Source organism: Rhodococcus sp. 05-2254-6, from assembly GCF_002258565.1.
In the GTDB taxonomy this organism is placed as follows: domain Bacteria; phylum Actinomycetota; class Actinomycetes; order Mycobacteriales; family Mycobacteriaceae; genus Rhodococcoides.
The window spans coordinates 43,991-62,007 of sequence record NZ_NOZF01000094.1 but is presented as its reverse complement, the minus strand read 5'-3'; the positions used below and the strand labels follow the sequence as shown (position 1 = coordinate 62,007).

General features: G+C 64.4%; 18 protein-coding genes and 2 pseudogenes. 11 read left to right on the top strand and 9 right to left on the bottom strand.

The annotated features are described in order from the left end of the window. Nucleotides 1–18: 18 nt before the first annotated feature. Nucleotides 19–147: pseudogene (locus CH256_RS28580) on the top strand (aldehyde dehydrogenase family protein); the annotation flags it as partial. On the opposite strand, the pseudogene CH256_RS28575 reads toward CH256_RS28580, so the two are convergent. Then, nucleotides 139–786 (bottom strand): annotated as a pseudogene (locus tag CH256_RS28575) (aldehyde dehydrogenase family protein); the annotation flags it as partial. The pseudogenes CH256_RS28580 and CH256_RS28575 overlap by 9 nt on opposite strands. A gap of 143 nt (nucleotides 787–929) precedes the next feature. Here CH256_RS28575 and CH256_RS11600 point away from each other — a divergent pair. Together CH256_RS11600 and CH256_RS11595 are read left to right on the top strand one after the other, a co-directional pair. Further along, nucleotides 930–1,394, top strand: coding sequence for an Lrp/AsnC family transcriptional regulator (locus tag CH256_RS11600; RefSeq protein WP_032376836.1), 465 nt, complete (start codon nucleotides 930–932; stop codon nucleotides 1,392–1,394). Continuing rightward, nucleotides 1,391–2,758, top strand: coding sequence for an aspartate aminotransferase family protein (locus CH256_RS11595; RefSeq protein ID WP_068051664.1), 1,368 nt, complete (start codon nucleotides 1,391–1,393; stop codon nucleotides 2,756–2,758). The genes CH256_RS11600 and CH256_RS11595 overlap by 4 nt, the downstream gene beginning before the upstream one ends. Before the next feature lie 25 nt (nucleotides 2,759–2,783). On the opposite strand, the gene CH256_RS11590 is transcribed toward CH256_RS11595, so the two are convergent. Then, nucleotides 2,784–4,067, bottom strand: a complete 1,284-nt coding sequence (locus CH256_RS11590) for a thymidine phosphorylase (RefSeq protein ID WP_094669657.1) — start codon at nucleotides 4,065–4,067, stop codon at nucleotides 2,784–2,786. Then, entirely contained in the window at nucleotides 4,060–4,473 is a 414-nt protein-coding gene (locus CH256_RS11585; RefSeq protein ID WP_094669665.1) for a cytidine deaminase, read from the bottom strand. Before CH256_RS11585 ends, CH256_RS11590 begins: the two co-directional genes overlap by 8 nt. A 265-nt stretch (nucleotides 4,474–4,738) precedes the next feature. Between CH256_RS11585 and sdhC the strand changes: the two genes are divergently transcribed. The 4 genes from sdhC to CH256_RS11565 are packed head-to-tail and all read left to right on the top strand — an operon-like array spanning nucleotide 4,739 to nucleotide 8,153. Beyond that, complete coding sequence (gene sdhC, locus CH256_RS11580) at nucleotides 4,739–5,149, top strand: succinate dehydrogenase, cytochrome b556 subunit (protein WP_082898767.1); 411 nt, start codon at nucleotides 4,739–4,741, stop codon at nucleotides 5,147–5,149. Then, nucleotides 5,149–5,601 (top strand): succinate dehydrogenase hydrophobic membrane anchor subunit, encoded by a 453-nt coding sequence (locus tag CH256_RS11575; protein WP_032397462.1) that lies wholly within the window; start codon nucleotides 5,149–5,151, stop codon nucleotides 5,599–5,601. Before sdhC ends, CH256_RS11575 begins: the two co-directional genes overlap by 1 nt. Nucleotides 5,602–5,617: 16 nt before the next feature. Beyond that, on the top strand, nucleotides 5,618–7,369 hold the full coding sequence (sdhA, locus tag CH256_RS11570) for a succinate dehydrogenase flavoprotein subunit (protein ID WP_032397463.1): 1,752 nt from the start codon (nucleotides 5,618–5,620) through the stop codon (nucleotides 7,367–7,369). A 1-nt stretch (nucleotide 7,370) separates the two neighbouring features. Continuing rightward, nucleotides 7,371–8,153: a succinate dehydrogenase iron-sulfur subunit gene (locus CH256_RS11565; protein WP_008718029.1), complete on the top strand. Its 783-nt coding sequence runs from the start codon at nucleotides 7,371–7,373 to the stop codon at nucleotides 8,151–8,153. 62 nt (nucleotides 8,154–8,215) lie between these two features. Here the strand turns inward: CH256_RS11565 and CH256_RS11560 are convergent, their stop codons facing one another. From CH256_RS11560 to CH256_RS11545, 4 genes are all read right to left on the bottom strand, one after another. Next, nucleotides 8,216–9,421: an acyl-CoA dehydrogenase family protein gene (locus tag CH256_RS11560; protein ID WP_068051685.1), complete on the bottom strand. Its 1,206-nt coding sequence runs from the start codon at nucleotides 9,419–9,421 to the stop codon at nucleotides 8,216–8,218. Nucleotides 9,422–9,518: 97 nt separating this feature from the next. Next, entirely contained in the window at nucleotides 9,519–10,301 is a 783-nt protein-coding gene (locus tag CH256_RS11555) for an ATP-binding cassette domain-containing protein (RefSeq protein WP_068051706.1), read from the bottom strand. A 2-nt stretch (nucleotides 10,302–10,303) separates the two neighbouring features. Then, nucleotides 10,304–11,362, bottom strand: a complete 1,059-nt coding sequence (locus CH256_RS11550) for an ABC transporter permease (RefSeq protein WP_094669656.1) — start codon at nucleotides 11,360–11,362, stop codon at nucleotides 10,304–10,306. A 29-nt stretch (nucleotides 11,363–11,391) separates the two neighbouring features. After that, entirely contained in the window at nucleotides 11,392–12,393 is a 1,002-nt protein-coding gene (locus tag CH256_RS11545) for a substrate-binding domain-containing protein (protein ID WP_094669655.1), read from the bottom strand. 118 nt (nucleotides 12,394–12,511) lie between these two features. Here CH256_RS11545 and CH256_RS11540 point away from each other — a divergent pair, with 118 nt between their 5' ends. The 3 genes from CH256_RS11540 to CH256_RS11530 are packed head-to-tail and all read left to right on the top strand — an operon-like array spanning nucleotide 12,512 to nucleotide 14,973. Continuing rightward, complete coding sequence (locus CH256_RS11540) at nucleotides 12,512–12,832, top strand: hypothetical protein (RefSeq protein ID WP_068051693.1); 321 nt, start codon at nucleotides 12,512–12,514, stop codon at nucleotides 12,830–12,832. Nucleotides 12,833–12,856: 24 nt separating this feature from the next. After that, nucleotides 12,857–14,326: a sensor histidine kinase gene (locus tag CH256_RS11535; protein ID WP_094639020.1), complete on the top strand. Its 1,470-nt coding sequence runs from the start codon at nucleotides 12,857–12,859 to the stop codon at nucleotides 14,324–14,326. Further along, nucleotides 14,311–14,973: a response regulator transcription factor gene (locus CH256_RS11530; protein WP_068051697.1), complete on the top strand. Its 663-nt coding sequence runs from the start codon at nucleotides 14,311–14,313 to the stop codon at nucleotides 14,971–14,973. The genes CH256_RS11535 and CH256_RS11530 overlap by 16 nt, the downstream gene beginning before the upstream one ends. Before the next feature lie 36 nt (nucleotides 14,974–15,009). On the opposite strand, the gene CH256_RS28065 is transcribed toward CH256_RS11530, so the two are convergent. Next, entirely contained in the window at nucleotides 15,010–15,423 is a 414-nt protein-coding gene (locus CH256_RS28065) for a hypothetical protein (RefSeq protein ID WP_179272076.1), read from the bottom strand. A 297-nt stretch (nucleotides 15,424–15,720) separates the two neighbouring features. Here CH256_RS28065 and CH256_RS11520 point away from each other — a divergent pair, with 297 nt between their 5' ends. Beyond that, nucleotides 15,721–16,983 (top strand): D-alanyl-D-alanine carboxypeptidase family protein, encoded by a 1,263-nt coding sequence (locus tag CH256_RS11520; RefSeq protein WP_256989423.1) that lies wholly within the window; start codon nucleotides 15,721–15,723, stop codon nucleotides 16,981–16,983. On the opposite strand, the gene yhjD is transcribed toward CH256_RS11520, so the two are convergent. Continuing rightward, complete coding sequence (yhjD, locus tag CH256_RS11515; RefSeq protein WP_068051712.1) at nucleotides 16,984–18,003, bottom strand: inner membrane protein YhjD; 1,020 nt, start codon at nucleotides 18,001–18,003, stop codon at nucleotides 16,984–16,986. Nucleotides 18,004–18,017 lie beyond the last annotated feature (14 nt).

Genomic DNA, 18,017 nt, shown 5'->3' with positions numbered 1-18,017 from the left:
GCGGCCGGGTGTTCCATCGTGCTCAAGCCCAGTGAACTCACGCCGCTGACCACCCTGCGGCTGGCGCGCTTGGCCACCGAGGCAGGCGTGCCCGACGGGGTGTTCAACGTCGTCACCGGAACCGGAGTGGACGCCGGAGTCGCTCTTTCCTCCCATGCCGGACTGGACCTGATGACGTTCACCGGTTCCACTCCCGTCGGGCACGCCTGCCTCGGTGGCCAAGCGCGCCAGCCGCAGGGTGGTCAGCGGCGTGAGTTCACTGGGCTTGAGCACGATGGAACACCCGGCCGCCAACGCCGGTATCGCTTTCCACACCGCCATCTGCAGCGGATAGTTCCACGGAGTGATCGACCCGACCACTCCGACCGCGTCCCGGCGGATGGCGGAGGTGTGCTCACCCGAGTACTCCGCAGCAGCCTTGCCGTCCAGGTGCCGCGCCGCCCCGGCGAAGAACTCGATGTTGTCGATGCTGCCCGGAACATCGAATTCGGTTGCCAGCCTTGTCGATTTGCCGGTCTGCACCACTTCCTCGGACACGAAGTTCTCCGCGTCGGCCGCAACGAGACGCGCCAGTTCCATCAACACGGCGCTGCGGTGCGCGGGGGTAGCGGTGGACCATGCCGGAAAAGCTGATCGAGCATGCGAGAGAGCCGAATCGACGTCCTCGGCGGTGGCCAAACCGACGTCGGCAACGACAGCTCCGGTCGCGGGATCGTCGACCTCGTACCGATCACCGCCACCGTCGACCGCGCGTCCGTCGATCCAACAACCAGGAATGTTCGCCATGCCTGCGACAGTACCGTCGAACCCACTGATTCTCTCTGTTTCGAGCCTTTCGACAACTGATTCTGTCGTTTGAATCGATAATTGACACGCTTTTCATCGTCGACGGGTTGTGTTCACGGCCACGACAGTGACAAGATCGAGCCATGCCCGAGCAACCGCCCATCGCACTCGACGACGTCTCCAAGGCGATCATCGAGCAACTCCAAGAGGACGGGCGTCGCTCGTACGCCGCCATCGGCAAAGCCGTCGGACTCTCGGAAGCGGCTGTCCGTCAACGAGTTCAGCGCCTGACGGACTCCGGGGTCATGCAGATCGTCGCGGTGACCGATCCGGTGCAGGTCGGATTCAAGCGGCAGGCCATGATCGGCATCAAGTGCACCGGCGACAGTTACGCACTGTCCGAGGAACTGTCGGCGATCGATGCGATCGACTACGTCGTCCTCACCGCAGGGTCGTTCGACGTCGTCGTGGAAGTGGTGTGCGAGGACGACGAACAACTCCTGCAGATCCTGAACAAGCAGATCAGAAGTCTCGACGGCGTCACCAGCACCGAAACCCTGGTCTATCTCAAACTCGTCAAGCAGCAATACAATTGGGGAACACGATGACACGAACGACAGCCGAACTCGACGCTTCCGCAGCCAAGCACCTGTGGGGCCACTTCACCCGCCACGGCGCAGGGGTCACTCCCCCGATCATCACCCGCGGGGAAGGCTCGACCATCTGGGATTCCAACGGAAAGAGCTACATCGACGGTCTGTCGGGGCTGTTCGTGGTCCAGGTGGGACACGGCCGTGAAGAACTGGCCGAGGCCGCAGCCAAGCAGGCCAAAGAACTGGCGTTCTTCCCACTGTGGTCGTATGTCACCGAACCGGCCATCGAACTTGCCGAGCGGCTCGCCGGTTACGCCCCCGGCGACCTGAACCGGGTCTTCTTCACCACCGGTGGCGGCGAGGCCGTCGAGAGCGCATGGAAGTTGGCCAAGCAGTACTTCAAGAAAGTCGGCAAGCCCGGTAAGCACAAGGTGATCTCGCGAGCGATCGCCTACCACGGCACCCCGCAGGGTGCGCTGGCCATCACCGGAATCCCCGCGCTCAAGGAACCGTTCGAGCCGCTGACGCCGGGCGCGTTCCGAGTGCCGAACACCAACATCTACCGCGCCCCCGCTCCCCTGGACACCGATCCGAAAGCGTTCGGAATCTGGGCCGCGGACCGCATCGCCGAGGCCATCGAGTTCGAGGGCCCCGATTCGGTGGCCGCGGTGTTCCTCGAGCCGGTTCAGAATGCCGGGGGTTGCTTTCCTCCCCCGCCCGGATACTTCGAGCGCGTCCGTGAAATCTGCGACCGCTACGACGTACTCCTGGTTTCGGACGAGGTGATCTGTGCGTTCGGCCGGATCGGATCGATGTTCGCGTGCAACGACTTCGGCTACGTACCGGACATCATCACCTGCGCCAAGGGATTGACCTCGGGCTACTCCCCCATCGGCGCAATGATCGCCTCCGACAAGCTCTTCGAGCCGTTCGACGACGGAACGTCGAGCTTCGCGCACGGGTACACCTTCGGCGGCCACCCCGTCTCCGCCGCCGTTGCCATGGCCAATCTCGACATCTTCGAACGCGAGGGCATCAACGCGCATGTCGCAGACAACGCCCCGGCGTTCCGTGCCACGCTGGAGAAACTGCACGACCTGCCGATCGTCGGCGATGTGCGCGGCGAGGGATTCTTCTACGGCATCGAGTTGGTCAAGGACAAGGCCACGAAGGAAACGTTCAGCGATGCCGAAGCAGAGCGCATCCTTCGCGGATTCCTGTCCACCGCACTGTTCGACGCCGGGCTGTACTGCCGGGCCGACGACCGCGGCGACCCGGTGGTTCAGCTGGCACCACCGCTGATCTGCGGTCAGAAGGAGTTCGACGAGATGGAGCAGATCCTGCGCAGCGTGCTGACGGAGGCGGGCAACCTGATCTGACCGGGCTCGCTACTGCCCGAGCCCCTCAGCGCCCGATGCGGTCGATCACCAGGGGCCTCGGCTGCGAGGCCGTGGCCCCTATCTCCCAACTGGATTCGAGTGCCTGCTGCGCATACTCGAAACGCTCGGGGGTGTCGGTGTACAGCGTCGCCAGTCGATCTCCAACACGCACCCGATCGCCGGGTTTGGCGTGCAGCCGCACGCCGGCCGCGCTCTGCACCGGCTCACCTTGTCGCTCGCGGCCCGCGCCCAGCCGCCAGGCCGCGAGCCCGACGCCCATTGCGTCCAACCCGGTGACGACGCCGTCGGCAGTGGCGGTGAAGTCCTGGCTCTCCCGGGCGACAGGTAGTGCGGCATCGGGATCGCCGCCCTGCGCGGCGATCATCGTTCGCCAGCGATCCATGGCAGAACCGTCGGCGAGCTTGTCGGCCGGATCGATGCCCTCGATCCCGGCTGCGGTGAGCATCGTGCGTGCCAGCGTGATGGTCAGCTCGACGATGTCGGCCGGGCCACCTCCGGCGAGAACCTCGACCGACTCCTCCACCTCGAGCGCGTTGCCCGCGGTGAGCCCGAGCGGGGTGTCCATCGCCGTCAGCACCGCCAGAGTCCGCACGCCCGCGTCGGTTCCGAGCTCGACCATCGCTGTGGCCAGTTCACGTGCGTCGTCGACGTTCTTCATGAACGCACCGGCACCGACCTTGACATCCAACACGAGCGCCCCGGTGCCCTCGGCGATCTTCTTGCTCATGATCGAGCTGGCGATCAGTGGGATCGACTCGACCGTTCCCGTCACGTCGCGCAGTGCGTAGAGCTTCTTGTCGGCCGGAGCCAGATCGGCACCGGCAGCGCACACGACAGCACCGATCGCCGGATCGGCCAGGATGCGATGCATCTCCTCACCGCTCAGATCCGCTCGCCATCCGGGGATGGACTCGAGCTTGTCGAGCGTTCCGCCGGTGTGTCCGAGTCCTCGACCCGACAGCTGCGGCACTGCCGCCCCGCAGGCGGCGACGAGCGGAGCCAGCGGCAGCGTGATCTTGTCTCCGACACCACCGGTCGAGTGCTTGTCGACGGTGGGCAGCGGCAGCGCCGAGAAGTCCATTCGGGTACCCGACGCGATCATCGCGTTCGTCCACGTACCGAGCTCGCGACGCGACAATCCACGCCACAGAACGGCCATCGCGAGAGCCGACATCTGTTCCGGCGCGACGGATCCGCGGGTGAACTCCGCAATCACCCATTCGATCTGTTCGTCGTCGAGAACGCGCCCGTCTCGCTTGGCGCTGATGATGGATACGGCGTCAGGCATGGTTGTTCACGCGTCCTTCGTCGAGGTTGTCGGGGCCGAAAGCATTCGGGAGCAACTCTGCCAGTCGAGCCGGTCCCGAGACGGTGTCGACGAGCAGACCCGGGCCGCCGAACTCGTACAGCAGCTGTCGGCATCGCCCGCACGGCATCAGAATTTCACGCCTGGAATCGCAGCAGGAAAAGGCGACGAGTCTGCCGCCGCCGGTCGAGTGCAGGTTGGACACCAACCCGCACTCCGCGCAGAGCCCCAAACCGTATGAGACATTTTCCACATTGCACCCGGTGACTATCCGATTGTCGTCCACCAGAGCCGCCGCACCGACCGGAAAGTTCGAGTACGGGGCGTAGGCACGGCCCATTGCCTCATGAGCATTGTCGCGCAACGTCTTCCAGTCGATTTCGTTCATGGTGAACCATCCAATCACGGTGTCTGAATTGATGCAGAGATCCGGTCCGATGAGCATTCATCAATTGGGAAGGCAAACCTAACACCGCATTTCGGCACCGTACGAACCTCGAGTCGAATTAGTTCCGTGTTTCGAATGGGTTTACAGTTTCCAGTAAGCGGCTAGTACAACCAGCACTAGGGCCGAATCGCGACAAATCGAGCCAGGCAAGACCGGCCACCGGGGCTCGATGCGTCCACCAACGACGTTGGAGGCATTGCACTCGATGAGTAGCACGACGGAAGTCGCTCCGGTCAAGGAGCGCAAGCGGTCTCTGTACCGCGGGGACCCGGGCATGTGGTCCTGGGTTCTGCACCGCATCACAGGCGTTCTGGTCTTTTTCTTTCTGTTCGTCCACGTTCTCGACACGGCGATGGTTCGGGTCAACCCCGAGACGTACGACGCCATCATCGAGACCTACAAGACCCCGCTCGTCGGCCTGATGGAAATCGGCCTCGTCGCGGCAGTGCTGTACCACGCGTTGAACGGCATCCGCGTGATGCTGATCGACTTCTGGTCCAAGGGACCGCAGTACCAGAAGCCGATGCTGTGGGCGATCGCAGTCATCTGGCTCGTCGTCATGATCCCCGGCGCGGGACGAATCTTCTACAACATGTTCACGGCGGGTGGTCACTGATGTCGACGCAGGGTCCCGAGGCCAAGGTCCTCGGCACGAACTACGACCGTCCGGCCAGCTTGGCCAACCCGCGTTCGCCGCGGCGGCAGAGCAAGGGCAACTTCGAGCTCTACGCATGGCTGTTCATGCGCTTCTCCGGCCTGGCACTCGTCGTACTCGTCTTGGGCCACATGTTCATCATGCTGATGCTCGACGACGGTGTGCACCGCATCAACTTCGCTTTCGTCGCCGGTCGTTGGGCCAGCCCGTTCTGGCAGTTCTGGGACCTGACGATGCTGTGGCTGGCGCAGCTGCACGGCGGCAACGGCCTGCGCACGATCATCGCGGACTACTCCCGCAAGGATTCGACGCGATTCTGGCTGACCACGCTGCTGGTGCTGTCGATGATCCTCATCATGGGCGTCGGCACGTACGTCATCTTCACGTTCGATCCCAACATCACGGCGAGCTAAGGACACTGACGCTTACATGCAGGAACATCGTTACGACGTACTGATCGTCGGCGCAGGCGGTGCCGGTATGCGTGCTGCGATCGAGGCCGGACCCCGTGCTCGCACAGCCGTACTGACCAAGCTCTACCCCACGCGCTCGCACACCGGCGCAGCCCAGGGTGGCATGTGTGCCGCCCTGGCCAATGTCGAGGAAGACAACTGGGAGTGGCACACGTTCGACACCGTCAAGGGCGGCGACTACCTCGCCGACCAGGACGCGGTGGAGATCATGGCCAAGGAAGCCATCGACGCGGTTCTCGACCTCGAGAAGATGGGCCTTCCTTTCAACCGGACACCCGAGGGCAAGATCGATCAGCGGCGCTTCGGTGGCCACACCCGCGATCACGGCAAAGCTCCCGTGCGTCGTGCGTGCTACGCGGCCGACCGCACCGGCCACATGATCCTGCAGACGCTCTACCAGAACTGCGTCAAGCACGACGTCGAGTTCTACAACGAGTTCTACGCACTGGATCTGTGTCTGACCGAGACCGACGACGGTCCCGTCGCGACCGGAATCATCGCCTACGAGCTGTCCACCGGTGAGCTGCATATCTTCCATGCGAAGTCGATCATCTTCGCCACCGGAGGCTCGGGCCGGATCTACAAGACCACCTCCAATGCCCACACCCTCACCGGTGACGGCATGAGCATCGTCTTCCGCAAGGGCCTTCCCTTGGAGGACATGGAATTCCACCAGTTCCACCCGACAGGTCTCGCAGGCCTGGGCATCCTCATCTCCGAGGCCGTGCGCGGTGAGGGCGGAATCCTGCGCAACGAGTCGGGTGAACGCTTCATGGAGCGCTACGCACCGACCATCAAGGACCTCGCGCCCCGCGACATCGTCGCGCGCTCGATGGTGCTCGAGGTGCTCGAAGGACGCGGTGGCGGCCCGAACAAGGACTACGTCTACATCGACGTCACGCACATCCCCGAGGAAGTTCTGGACGAGAAGCTCCCGGACATCATGGAGTTCTCTCGCACGTACCTCGGTGTCGACCCCGTCAAGGAGCCGGTGCCCGTCTACCCGACGTGCCACTACGTCATGGGCGGCATCCCCACGAAGATCCGCGGCGAGGTTCTGCGCAACAACGAGGACATCGTCCCCGGCCTCTACGCGGCCGGCGAATGTGCCTGCGTCTCCGTGCACGGAGCCAACCGTCTCGGCACCAACTCGCTGCTCGACATCAACGTCTTCGGACGTCGTGCCGGCATCGCGGCGGCCGAGTACGCGAACTCGGTCGACTTCACCCCGCTCCCCGAGGAGCCGGCGAAGATGGTGCAGGACTGGCTGGAGCTGATCCTCTCCGACCACGGACACGAGCGCGCAGCCGACATCCGTACCGAGATGCAGCAGTCGATGGACAACAACGCCTCGGTGTTCCGTACCGAGGAGCGCCTCGAGACGGCACTCAAGGACGTCCGCGCCCTAAAAGAGCGATACAACAAGATCACCGTCGAGGACAAGGGCAAGCGCTACAACAGCGACCTGCTCGAGGCCATCGAACTCGGCTTCCTGCTCGAAATGGCGGAGGTCACGGTCGTCGGTGCACTCAACCGGAAGGAATCGCGCGGCGGACACGCTCGCGAGGACTACCCCGAGCGCAACGACGCCGAGTACATGAAGCACACCATGGCCTACAAAGAGGGCGAAGGTCTGCTCACCGAGATCCGCTTGGATTACAAGCCGGTAATCCAAACCCGCTACGAGCCGATGGAGCGGAAGTACTGACATGAGCGCACCCACCCTGGACAAGAAGTCCAACGAGTCCGATCTGCCACCCGTCCCCGAGGGCGCGGTGATGGTCAACCTCAAGATCGCGCGCTTCAATCCCGAGAGCGGTGACGGTCAGCGCTGGGACACCTTCCAGGTCCCCACACTGGCCACGGACCGTCTGCTCAACCTGCTGCTGTACGTGAAGGGCTACCTGGACGGCACCCTGACGTTCCGTCGTTCGTGCGCACACGGTGTCTGCGGCAGCGACGCGATGCGGATCAACGGTGTCAACCGTCTCGCCTGCAAGGTGCTCATGCGCGACATGCTCCCCAAGGACTCGTCGAAGACGCTGAACATCACCATCGAGCCCATCAAGGGTCTGCCGGTGGAGAAGGACCTCATCGTCGACATGGAACCCTTCTTCGACGCGTTCCGCGCCGTGAAGCCGTTCTTGATGACGACCGGCAACGAGCCGACCCGAGAGCGGATCCAGTCCGCTGCGGACCGCGCCCGATTCGACGACACCACCAAGTGCATCCTGTGCGCGTGCTGCACCACCTCGTGCCCCGTGTTCTGGAGCGACGGCAGCTACTTCGGTCCGGCCGCCATCGTCAACGCACACCGGTTCATCTTCGACAGCCGTGACGAGGGTGCAACCGAGCGTCTGGATATCCTCAACGACGTCGAGGGTGTGTGGCGTTGCCGCACCACCTTCAACTGCACCGACGCATGCCCTCGCGGCATCCAGGTGACCAAGGCGATCCAGGAAGTCAAGCGAGCGTTGCTCTTCGCACGCTGACAACTCCCCCCGCAGTCGAAAGGCCCCTTCGCACACGCGAAGGGGCCTTTCGACGTTCTACGTCAGACGAACGCGCCGAAGCCGGTCACTCCGCGGCCAACGATCAGATTGTTGATCTGCGCGGTTCCCTCGTAGGAGTACAGGGCCTCGGCATCGGCGAAGAATCTGATGACGTCGTGCTCGATCAGAATTCCGTTGCCGCCCAGGATCTCTCGGGCCCAACCCACCGTCTCGCGCAGCCGCGTCGTACAGAACGTCTTCGCGAGCGCCGCATGCTCGTCTTGGTGGACGCCGTTGTCCTGCAACTGAGCGACACGAATCGCCATCCCGAGCGCGGCGGTGATGTTCGCCGTCATGCGGGCGATCAGGTCGGAGATCAGCTGGAACGAGGCGATCGGAGATCCGAACTGTTCGCGTTCGCGCGCATACGCCACGGCCCGCTCGTACGCGCCCATCATCACGCCCACGGCTTGAAACGCCACTCCCCCGCGCGTCAGCCGAAGCACCTTCGCAGTGTCGGCGAACGAGTTGGCCTCGGCAAGCTTGTTGCCGACCGGGACTCGGCAGTTCTCCAGATGGATGTCGGCGTTCTCCACCGCGCGGAGCGAGTACTTGCCCTCGATCTTCTCGGCCCGGAACCCCTCGAATCCTTGCTCCACGACGAAGCCCTTGACCTCGCCGTCGGCCTCGTCCTTGGCGAACACGATGGTTAGATCGGCGAAGGTGGCGTTGCCGATCCACCGCTTGCTGCCGTTGAGGATCCAGTGATCACCGTCGAGGCGGGCAGTGGTCTCCAGCCCGCCTGCGACATCGGAGCCACCGTGCGGTTCGGACAGGCCGAACGCGCCGATCTTCTCCATTCGACGCATGGCAGGCAACCACCGTTCGCGCTGCTCCTCGGAGCCGAGAATCGAGATACTGCTCATCGCCAGCGAACTGTGCACGCTGAACATCGTTCCCGTCGACGGATCGACCCGCGCGAACTCCATTTCGAGCCAGCCGGTGAGCAGTTTGCGTGAGGCCTTGCGGTCCTCGAATGCGTAACCGAGACCGGCGATTTCGAGTTCGGCGATCTTCGGCATCAGGTGCACCGGAGAGGTGGCCTTCTCCCAGAATTCGTTCGCCCTCGGCGCGACCTCGTCCTGCAGGAACCGACGGGTACGCAGGACCACCTCGATCTCGGCGTCGTCGAGCATGCTCTGATATCCGAAGAAATCGGATTCGAGATAGTCCGGCGACAGTGGTCCGAGGGGCTCGTGCTCGCTCATGTTCGGCTCCTTCGTCTGGCACCTCCATCGGGCACCGCTATCGATCTTCTACCCGCCACGCGCGATTCTCACGCATGGGCCCGCGGTCGCCGACCGGTCAGCGACGCAGTTCGTCGGAGAGGGTCTCCAGTTCGTCGCCGCCCGCCATTTCCTTGGTGAGATCGTCGAGGGAGATGTCGTCGTGCGCGCAGTCCAGCGTCTGACGTCCGCGATCGAGGAGGACGAAGTGGTCTCCGACCATGTACGCGTGGTGAGGATTGTGGGTGATGAACACGACGCCGAAGCCCTTCTCCCTGGCCGCGGAGATGTATCGGAGAACCATGCCGGATTGCTTGACGCCGAGAGCGGCGGTCGGCTCATCGAGAATGAGCACTCGCGCACCGAAGAAGATGGCGCGAGCGATGGCCACGCACTGACGTTGACCGCCGGACAGTGAGCCGATGGGGGCATCGACGTCGGGCAGATCGATACCCATCTTGCGCAGTTCGTCGATGGTTCTCGCGCGCATGGCGTGGGTGTCCAGGGTCTTGAAAATCTTGCCCCTGCGCAGCTCCTGGCCGAGAAAGAAGTTGCGCCACACCGGCATCAAGGAAACGACCGCGAGGTCCTGATAGACCGTCGATATGCCCTGTTCCACGGCCTGCTTCGGCGAGCCGAACGTTGTCGCCTTGCCGTCGACGAGCAGTTCCCCCTCCGACTGGCCATGCAGACCGGACATGATCTTGATCAGAGTGGACTTGCCTGCGCCGTTGTCACCGAGCACGCAGGTGACCTCACCGGCACCGACACGCAGGTCTATCCCGTGCAGCGCGATGATGTTGCCGTAGCTCTTACCGACGCCTTTGAGCTCGATCAGGGGCGTGTTCGCGGAAGACGTCATGGTCACCTTTTCGCCGCGTAGTTGCGGAAGGAGCTGTTCGCGATCACTGCGAACAGCAGCATCGCGCCGAGGAAGAACTTGAACCAGTCCGGGTTCCAGCCTGCGTACACGATGCCCTGATTGGTCATGCCGAAGATGAACGCACCGATGAACGCACCGACAGCCGTACCGTATCCACCGGTGAGCAGGCAGCCGCCGATGACGGCGGCGATGATGTAGAGGAATTCGTTGCCCACGCCTTGGCCGGACTGCACGGTGTCGAAGGCGAACAGCAGGTGCATGCCGACGAACCAGGCGCAGAAGCCGACGAACATGAACAGGCCGATCTTGACCCTCGTGACCGGGACGCCGACGGCACGCGCCGATTCCTGGTTGCCGCCGACGGCGAAGATCCAGTTGCCGACCCGGGTCTTCATCAGCACCCAGGTTGCGGCGAGCGTGAACACGATCCACCACACGACGGTGATGCGGACCGAGACCCCCAGCAGCGAGAACGAGGACGAGAAGAAGGCCTTGGCCGAGTCGAATCCCTCCATGTCCGAGATGGACGGAGTGGCGACCTGGCCGGTGACGAGTTTGGTGACGGCGAGATTGACGCCGGTGAGCATCAGAAACGACGCCAACGTGATCAGAAACGACGGAATCTTGGTCGTCATCACCAGGTATCCGTTGAGGAAACCGACCGCCAGTGCCAGTACCAGCGCCAGCGCCGAGCCTGTCCACACGTTGAGGTGCAGGTTGTAGGCCAGCATGGAGGCCATGATCGACGAGAACGTCACCGCGACTCCGGTGGAGAGGTCGAATTCTCCGCCGATCATCAACAGCGAGACCCCGATCGCCATGATGCCGATGGTCGAGGATGCGTACAGCACGGTCGCGAGAGCCTCGGGTGATCGAAACGGTGGTGCCACGATGCAGAAGAAGACGAAGATGGCGACCGCACCGAACAGGGCACCGATCTCCGGGCGAATCAGCAACCGCTGCAACGGTTTCTGCTTCTTGATCCGCTCATCGGTGATCACGGTGTGTTCGGACAGAGCCGGATCGGCCTGTGTGGACATGCTCTTCCTTCCGCGCCGAAGCGACGCACTCAGCGTGTGCCGTTGCGGGCGTACTCGGCGACCGCGTCGATGTTGGTCGAGTCGATGAACGCGGGCCCGGTCAGCACCGGGGTTCCGCCGCCGATCGTGTTGCCGTTGTTGAGGTAGAGCCACAGCGAGTCGACGGCCAGGTAACCCTGCAGGTAGGGCTGCTGATCGATGGCCCACGCCACGTCGCCCGACTCGATCGCGTCGACGAGTGCGGCGTTGGTGTCGAACGTGACGATCGTGGCGTCGCTGCCCGCGTTGTTCTTCGACTGCACCGCAGTCAGCGCGATCGGAGCGGCGAGGGCAATGACGTGGTCGATGGTCGGATCCTGCTGCAGCTTGGCGGTGATGGTCGACTCGACGGACGGCATGTCCTTGCTGTTGACGTTCAGGATCTCGGTGGTACCTCCGAAGCCCTGCGTCACGCCGGCACAGCGAGCCTCGAGGGCAACCGCCCCCTGCTCCTGGATGATGCACAGAGTCTTGCGGGCACCGTCATCGGTGAGCCGCGCACCCGCGGCCTCGCCGGCGATGGTCTCGTCCTGGCCGAAGTACTGCTGGACTCCCATGTCCTTCCAGGACTCGTAACCGGAATTGAACGCGACGACCGGTATGCCCGCGGCGGTCGCTACCTCGACGGCGGGGGCCATCGCGTCGGGTTTGGCCAACGTGACCGCGATACCGTCGACCTTCGAGTCGATCGCACTCTGGACGAGGTTGGCCTGGTTGGGCGCTTCGGGATCTGCGGAGTAGCGCAGTTCGATGTTGTCCTTGGCCGCGGCGGCCTCGGCACCCTTTCGAACCAGATCCCAGAAGGTGTCGCCGGGAACCTCGTGCGTGATCATCGCGATCGTCGCCGACGGAGTGTTTGCCACTCCCGCGTTGCTTCCGTCGTCGGACGATCGAGGAGCACCACCGGTGCTCGAACAGGCAGCGACCGTCAGTGCTGCGACCGCACAGATCGCGCCGACCGCGATCGGTCCGCGCCTTTGCCGAACCCTCATTGCATTTCCTCTCGAACAGCCGACAAGTATTCGGAGCAGCACGGGACCTCGGACGACATGAGAGAACTCTCATCTCCGATTCACGTAGCCACAATCCGCCGTCGTCAGACTCGACCGTGTGCGAACCATCATCGTCTCGGCCCTGGGTCTGCTCACGCTCGGCGTGCTCGTCGTGGCATTGCTGACGACTCGATCGACGGGCGAGCAGACCCCGTTGCCCGCACCCATAGTCGCACCCGCCGCACCCGTGCAATCCGCCCCGGGTACTCCGCAACCCGTTCCCGGTGCACCACAGCCGGGCGAGCCCGCGCCCAGCACCGCGCCGACCGCCGCGCCACAGCCGGTGGCACCGGACGGATTCGTGCCCCCGCCGCCGCTGCCGCCTGCCGACTGGGACGATGACTTCGACGACGACTGGGATGACGATGACGACGACTGATCCTGCTGCAAGACCGACCACGTGATGCGGACGCGACTGCTTGCCCTACGCCCGACGAGCGCCAGGAGCCGCATCTTCTCGTGGGTCCTGTTGCTGGTGTTGGCGTCTCTGGCGGCCGTCACCGTCACCACCTGGCTGCTCATGATCCGCGCCACCGACAACCGCATGCGCGAATCGCTGCGCACCGAGATCGCCGAGTTCACCACCCTCACCGACGCAGGCGTCGATCCCGGAACCGGCGCACCGTTCGACGACATCAACGACGTGCTCCGCGTGGTGATCACCTACAACCTCGCCCGCCCCAACGAGAAGTTCCTGGGCTACGTGGACGGCGTGTTCGCCGTGCAGAGCAGGCAGCAGGCACCGGTGCGACTGTCCGACGACAACGGCTTCACCGCCGAAGTCGGGACCGTCACCGCGCCCGTTGAGGGTTCGTACTCGAGCGCCGCAGGTGAAGTGGTGTACCTCGCGGTGCCGGTCTCGCTGGCGGGCGACCCGGTGACCGGGGTCGTGGTCGCCGCGTACTTCGCAGATCAGGAACGCGCCTCCGCCGACGAGACCGCGACCTTGATGCTCGTCGTCGGCGGCGTCACCTCGGTGCTGGCGGCAGTGGGGGCGTGGTTGGTCGCGGGCCGCATCATGTCGCCGATCAGACACATCACCGCAACCGCCAGAACGATCACCGAGACCGACCTGTCCGGCCGAATCACCGACGCCAGAACAACGGGTCGAGGCGACGACATCGGAGCCCTGATCGACACACTGAACTCGATGCTCGATCGGATCGAGTCCGGCGCGGCCAGTCAACGCCGATTTCTCGACGACGCGGGCCACGAACTCCGCACTCCCATCACCATCGTCCGCGGCCATCTCGACGTGCTCGACCACGACGACCCCGTCGACGTGCGCGATACCGTCGCGCTCGTCGACGACGAACTCGATCGGATGAACCGGCTCGTCGCGGACCTGTTGCTGCTCACCCGAGCCGACCAGACGAGCTTCGTCAACCCCGTCGTCACCGATGTCGACGCGCTCACCCGAAGCGTGTTCGACAAGGTGACCTCCCTCGCCGACCGGGAATGGGTGCTCGAGGCCAGCGCGACCGTCCACGCGCCGCTCGACGCACAACGGCTGACCCAGGCGCTGCTGGCGTTGGCGGACAACGCAACCCACCACACGATGCCCGGCAGTCGTGTCGGCATCGGATCCCAACTGTCCGACGGTGACATCCGGTTCTGGGTCACCGACTCGGGCCCGGGAATCGCGCGCGACGAGCAGGAACGAATCTTCGAGCGCTTCGCCCGCGGTCGCAACGGAACCAGACGCACCGAGGGCGCGGGGCTCGGGTTGTCCATCGTCACCGCCATCGCACAGGCCCACCGCGGACGGGTGAGTGTCGGCAGCGCACCGGGGCACGGTGCCACGTTCACCATCACGATCCCACTGACCGATTCCGTTCCCTCGCAGAAAGATCGACCATGGCCCGCATCCTGATCGCCGAAGACGAACCCCGCATCGCCTCGTTCGTCCAGAAGGGGCTCCGAGCGAGCGGCTTCAGCACGACCACCGTCTCCGACGGTAGATCCGCTTACGAACACGCCCGCAGCGGTGACTTCGATCTGGTGGTACTCGACATCGGTCTGCCGAACATGGACGGCTTCGAGGTACTGCAGCGACTGCGCGGAGAGCAATGCGAGATACCGGTGATCGTGTTGACTGCCCGCGACAGCGTCCACGACGTGGTGTCCGGTCTCGAGACCGGCGCCGACGACTACATGGCCAAACCGTTCCGGTTCGAGGAACTGCTGGCGCGCATCCGAGTTCGCCTGGGCACCAAGAGAACCGTCGACACCACTCAGCTCACCGTCGCCGACCTCACCCTGGACCTGCGTACTCGACGAGCTGTGGCGGGAGACCGCACTGTCGACCTGTCGGCCCGTGAGTTCGCCCTCGCCGAGACCTTCATGCGCCACCCGGGCCAGGTCCTCTCGCGAGAGCAACTCCTGTCGCAGGTGTGGGGCTACGACTTCGACCCGGGCTCCAACGTCGTCGACGTCTACGTCCGCTACCTCCGGGCGAAATTCGGTGCCACACGAATCGAGACCGTCCGCGGAATGGGGTACCGACTGTCCGAGACATGAATGGCGTCGGCCGGTGCCGACGCCACTGCTCGAGTCTCAGTCGTCCCGGTCGTTGTCGTCGTCCTGATCGTCGTCGTTGTCGTCGTTGCGATCGTCCAGATCGTCCCGGTCATCGTCGCGGTCGTCCCAGTCGTCGTTGCGATCGTCCAGGTCATCGTTGCGATCGTCCCAGTCGTCGTTATAACGGTCGTCCAGGTCGTCGTTGCGATCGTCCCAGTCGTCCCAGTCGTCGTCGTAACGGTCGTCCGAGATTCGGGTCGTTGCGGGCTGCTGGGGCGCTGCCGGCGGGTTCGAGGCCGAATCTGCCTCCGACAGAGGCTGTTCCACCGAGATCGACGACGGCCGCTGCTGGGCGGGGCCGTCGTCGGCGATCGCGAGTGCGCCGACGCTTCCGAGGGTGACGACAACGGCTGCTGCACCGACGATCATGAACTTTGCCGGCATTCTCATGACTGCTCCTTCGATTCGAGTTCTGTGGGCCACCGTTTCGGTGATGACCTAACGATCGCTGTCGAACGTGAGAACCGAAGGAAGACAACATGAGCGAGTTCTCATTCTGGTGGCGGGTGCGGGCCGCTGCGCGAGGGCCTGCATTCGGTCGTCGCCGCTGGCGATGTCGGGACGAGGATCGGAGTGGTCGTTCGGGCGACGCGCGCCGGTGGGTCGCCACGTCGACCGACCCCCGAGCGCCTATGGTGATTCGCGATGAAAAGGATTCGAGTGTGGTTGGCCGCGTCGGCAGTGTCGATGATTCTCGTCGGCTTCGGCTGTGGACCGGCTCTGGCACAACCTGCCGCCGAGCCACCGGTGGTGACGACGACACCGCCGTTCACGACGCCCGACACCGACAGCTGCCCCTTCGCCGCATCACCGCCCCCTGCGATCGACCTGTCCGAGGTACCGGCCCCTGGAAGCACTGCCCCGCAACCACTCCCGATTCCCGCCGAGGCCGTCGGCGGGGATCGGCTCGCCGAGTGTGGAGCGGTACTGCCGGACGGGGCTCCCCCGTTGCCCGCGGACATCTCGGCCACCGGGTTCGTGGTGGCCGACATGGACTCGGGCTCCGTTCTGGTCGCCAAGGATCCGCACGGGCGGCATCGGCCGGCGAGCACGATCAAGGTGCTGCTCGCACTCGTTGCCCTCGACGAGCTGAACCTGGATACCCAGATCACCGCGACCGCGGAGGACGCCGATGCAGAGGGCAGTGCCGTCGGCATCGGCGAGAACGGTGTGTACACCAATCTCCAATTGATGCAGGGACTGGTGATGGCATCGGGAAACGATGCGGCGCATGCGTTGTCCAGGCAGCTGGGCGGTGACTCCGCCACCGTGGACAAGATGAATGCCAAGGCCGCAGAACTGGGTGCGCTCGATACGCGCACCGCCACGCCGTCGGGTCTCGACGGTCCCGGCATGGCGAGCTCTGCCTACGATCTGGCGTTGATCTACCGCGCGGCCATGCGTGATCCGACTTTTGCGCAACTGATTTCGACCGAGACGGTTCAGTTCCCCGGCTACCCGAAGGATCCCACGATCCCGGACGACCAGGACCGGCCCGGGTTCACCCTCTCCAACGACAATCAGTTGCTCTACAACTACGAGGGCGCACTCGGCGGCAAGACCGGGTACACCGACGATGCGCGCCAGACGTTCGTCGCAGGAGCAGAGCGGGGCGGTCGACGCCTCGTCGTGACGATCATGAAGGGAGACGTGCTGCCGATCCGGCCGTGGGAGCAAGCGGCCCGCCTGTTGGACTACGGGTTCGCTCTCGATTCGAGCCGCGGCGTCGGCGAGCTCGTGGAGCCGCAGTCGACGTCCGCGGTGACGAGCACCCGAGCGCCCGAGGCAACGCCGACTCTCGCCCAGCCACCGGCATCGGGGTCGAGCTCCCGCCAGTCCGAGATGCAGGCTCAGGGCGACACCGTCGTTCGCATCGCGATCGGTGTCCTCGGGTCGATCGTGGTGATCGGGCTGTTGTGGGGCGCTCGGCGTCTGTCGCGCAACCGCTGATCAGCGACGCCGGTTGCGCAGTCCCGCGAAACCGAGAGCTGCGAGGGCACCGGCACCCACCAGAGCCAGACCGCCCGTGACGCCCGGCCCCTCACTGACCTCGACCCTCGTGTTGATCACCGCCGGCTCCGGGGCCGGAACGTGGGCTTCGGCCAAGCTTTCTCGAGTCGTCGCGGCGAACGACGTGGAGAACAACACGAGACGCGACGTCGTGAACACGAACACCAGCAGACCGATGATCGGTCCGAAGACCACGCCCGCAGGACCGCTCGTCACCGAAGCCAGGTAAAGGGCACCGAGCTGCTTGAAGATCTCGAATCCGACGGCAGCGAGCAGCGCACCTTTGGCTGCGCTGCGCCACGACACCGGCTCGCGCGGCAGCCTCGAGATCACCCAGGTGAACAACGCCCAGGTACCCGCCAGCGCAAGTAGAACGGAGAACACGCGCAGTGCGACGCCCACTCCCGGAACGGAATCGAGATTGGCCCACTCGAGAATGCTGCGCATCAGGCCACCTCCGGCGAGTGCCGACAACGCCAACGACAGCACCAGTGCGGTCCCCAGCCCGAGCAGCGCGGCGAAATCCTTGGCCTTGGTGGCCAGAAAGCCACCCTGCTCGTGCTGGCTCTCCCACATGGCGGTCAGTGCTTCACGCAGGTTGGCGATCCAACCGAGACCCGCATACAACGCACCGAGCAGACCGATGATGCCGACGCTCGTCCGAGACTCGATGGCCGTCTGGATCAGCGAGTTGATCGTCTCGCCGAAGCTGCCCGGCACGTTCTCGGCAATCTGCGACTGTATCTCGGCAAGCCACTCGGGCTGATTCACCAGCACGAACCCGGCGATCGCGAATGCGACCATCAGCAGCGGGAACAGGGCCAGCACACTGAAGTACGTCATGCCGGCCGCGTAGTAGTCGCCCTTCTGACCCTGGTACCGCTGCGCAGCGACAACAGTGTGATCGAGCCACGGCCACCGGTTGCGCCGGTCGTCGAGGATCGCCTTGAAATCTGGCATGGCACTCGCCTTCT

Coding starts and splice junctions, on each gene's coding strand:
- CH256_RS11575 (WP_032397462.1), top strand. CDS start 5,149: ATGTCGACGCAGGGTCCCGAGGCCAAGGTCCTCGGCACGAACTACGAC.
- CH256_RS11600 (WP_032376836.1), top strand. CDS start 930: ATGCCCGAGCAACCGCCCATCGCACTCGACGACGTCTCCAAGGCGATC.
- CH256_RS28065 (WP_179272076.1), bottom strand. CDS start 15,423: ATGAGAATGCCGGCAAAGTTCATGATCGTCGGTGCAGCAGCCGTTGTC.
- CH256_RS11530 (WP_068051697.1), top strand. CDS start 14,311: ATGGCCCGCATCCTGATCGCCGAAGACGAACCCCGCATCGCCTCGTTC.
- yhjD (WP_068051712.1), bottom strand. CDS start 18,003: ATGCCAGATTTCAAGGCGATCCTCGACGACCGGCGCAACCGGTGGCCG.
- CH256_RS11550 (WP_094669656.1), bottom strand. CDS start 11,362: ATGTCCACACAGGCCGATCCGGCTCTGTCCGAACACACCGTGATCACC.
- sdhA (WP_032397463.1), top strand. CDS start 5,618: ATGCAGGAACATCGTTACGACGTACTGATCGTCGGCGCAGGCGGTGCC.
- CH256_RS11565 (WP_008718029.1), top strand. CDS start 7,371: ATGAGCGCACCCACCCTGGACAAGAAGTCCAACGAGTCCGATCTGCCA.
- CH256_RS11545 (WP_094669655.1), bottom strand. CDS start 12,393: ATGAGGGTTCGGCAAAGGCGCGGACCGATCGCGGTCGGCGCGATCTGT.
- sdhC (WP_082898767.1), top strand. CDS start 4,739: ATGAGTAGCACGACGGAAGTCGCTCCGGTCAAGGAGCGCAAGCGGTCT.
- CH256_RS11535 (WP_094639020.1), top strand. CDS start 12,857: ATGCGGACGCGACTGCTTGCCCTACGCCCGACGAGCGCCAGGAGCCGC.
- CH256_RS11555 (WP_068051706.1), bottom strand. CDS start 10,301: ATGACGTCTTCCGCGAACACGCCCCTGATCGAGCTCAAAGGCGTCGGT.
- CH256_RS11520 (WP_256989423.1), top strand. CDS start 15,721: ATGATTCTCGTCGGCTTCGGCTGTGGACCGGCTCTGGCACAACCTGCC.
- CH256_RS11595 (WP_068051664.1), top strand. CDS start 1,391: ATGACACGAACGACAGCCGAACTCGACGCTTCCGCAGCCAAGCACCTG.
- CH256_RS11585 (WP_094669665.1), bottom strand. CDS start 4,473: ATGAACGAAATCGACTGGAAGACGTTGCGCGACAATGCTCATGAGGCA.
- CH256_RS11590 (WP_094669657.1), bottom strand. CDS start 4,067: ATGCCTGACGCCGTATCCATCATCAGCGCCAAGCGAGACGGGCGCGTT.
- CH256_RS11560 (WP_068051685.1), bottom strand. CDS start 9,421: ATGAGCGAGCACGAGCCCCTCGGACCACTGTCGCCGGACTATCTCGAA.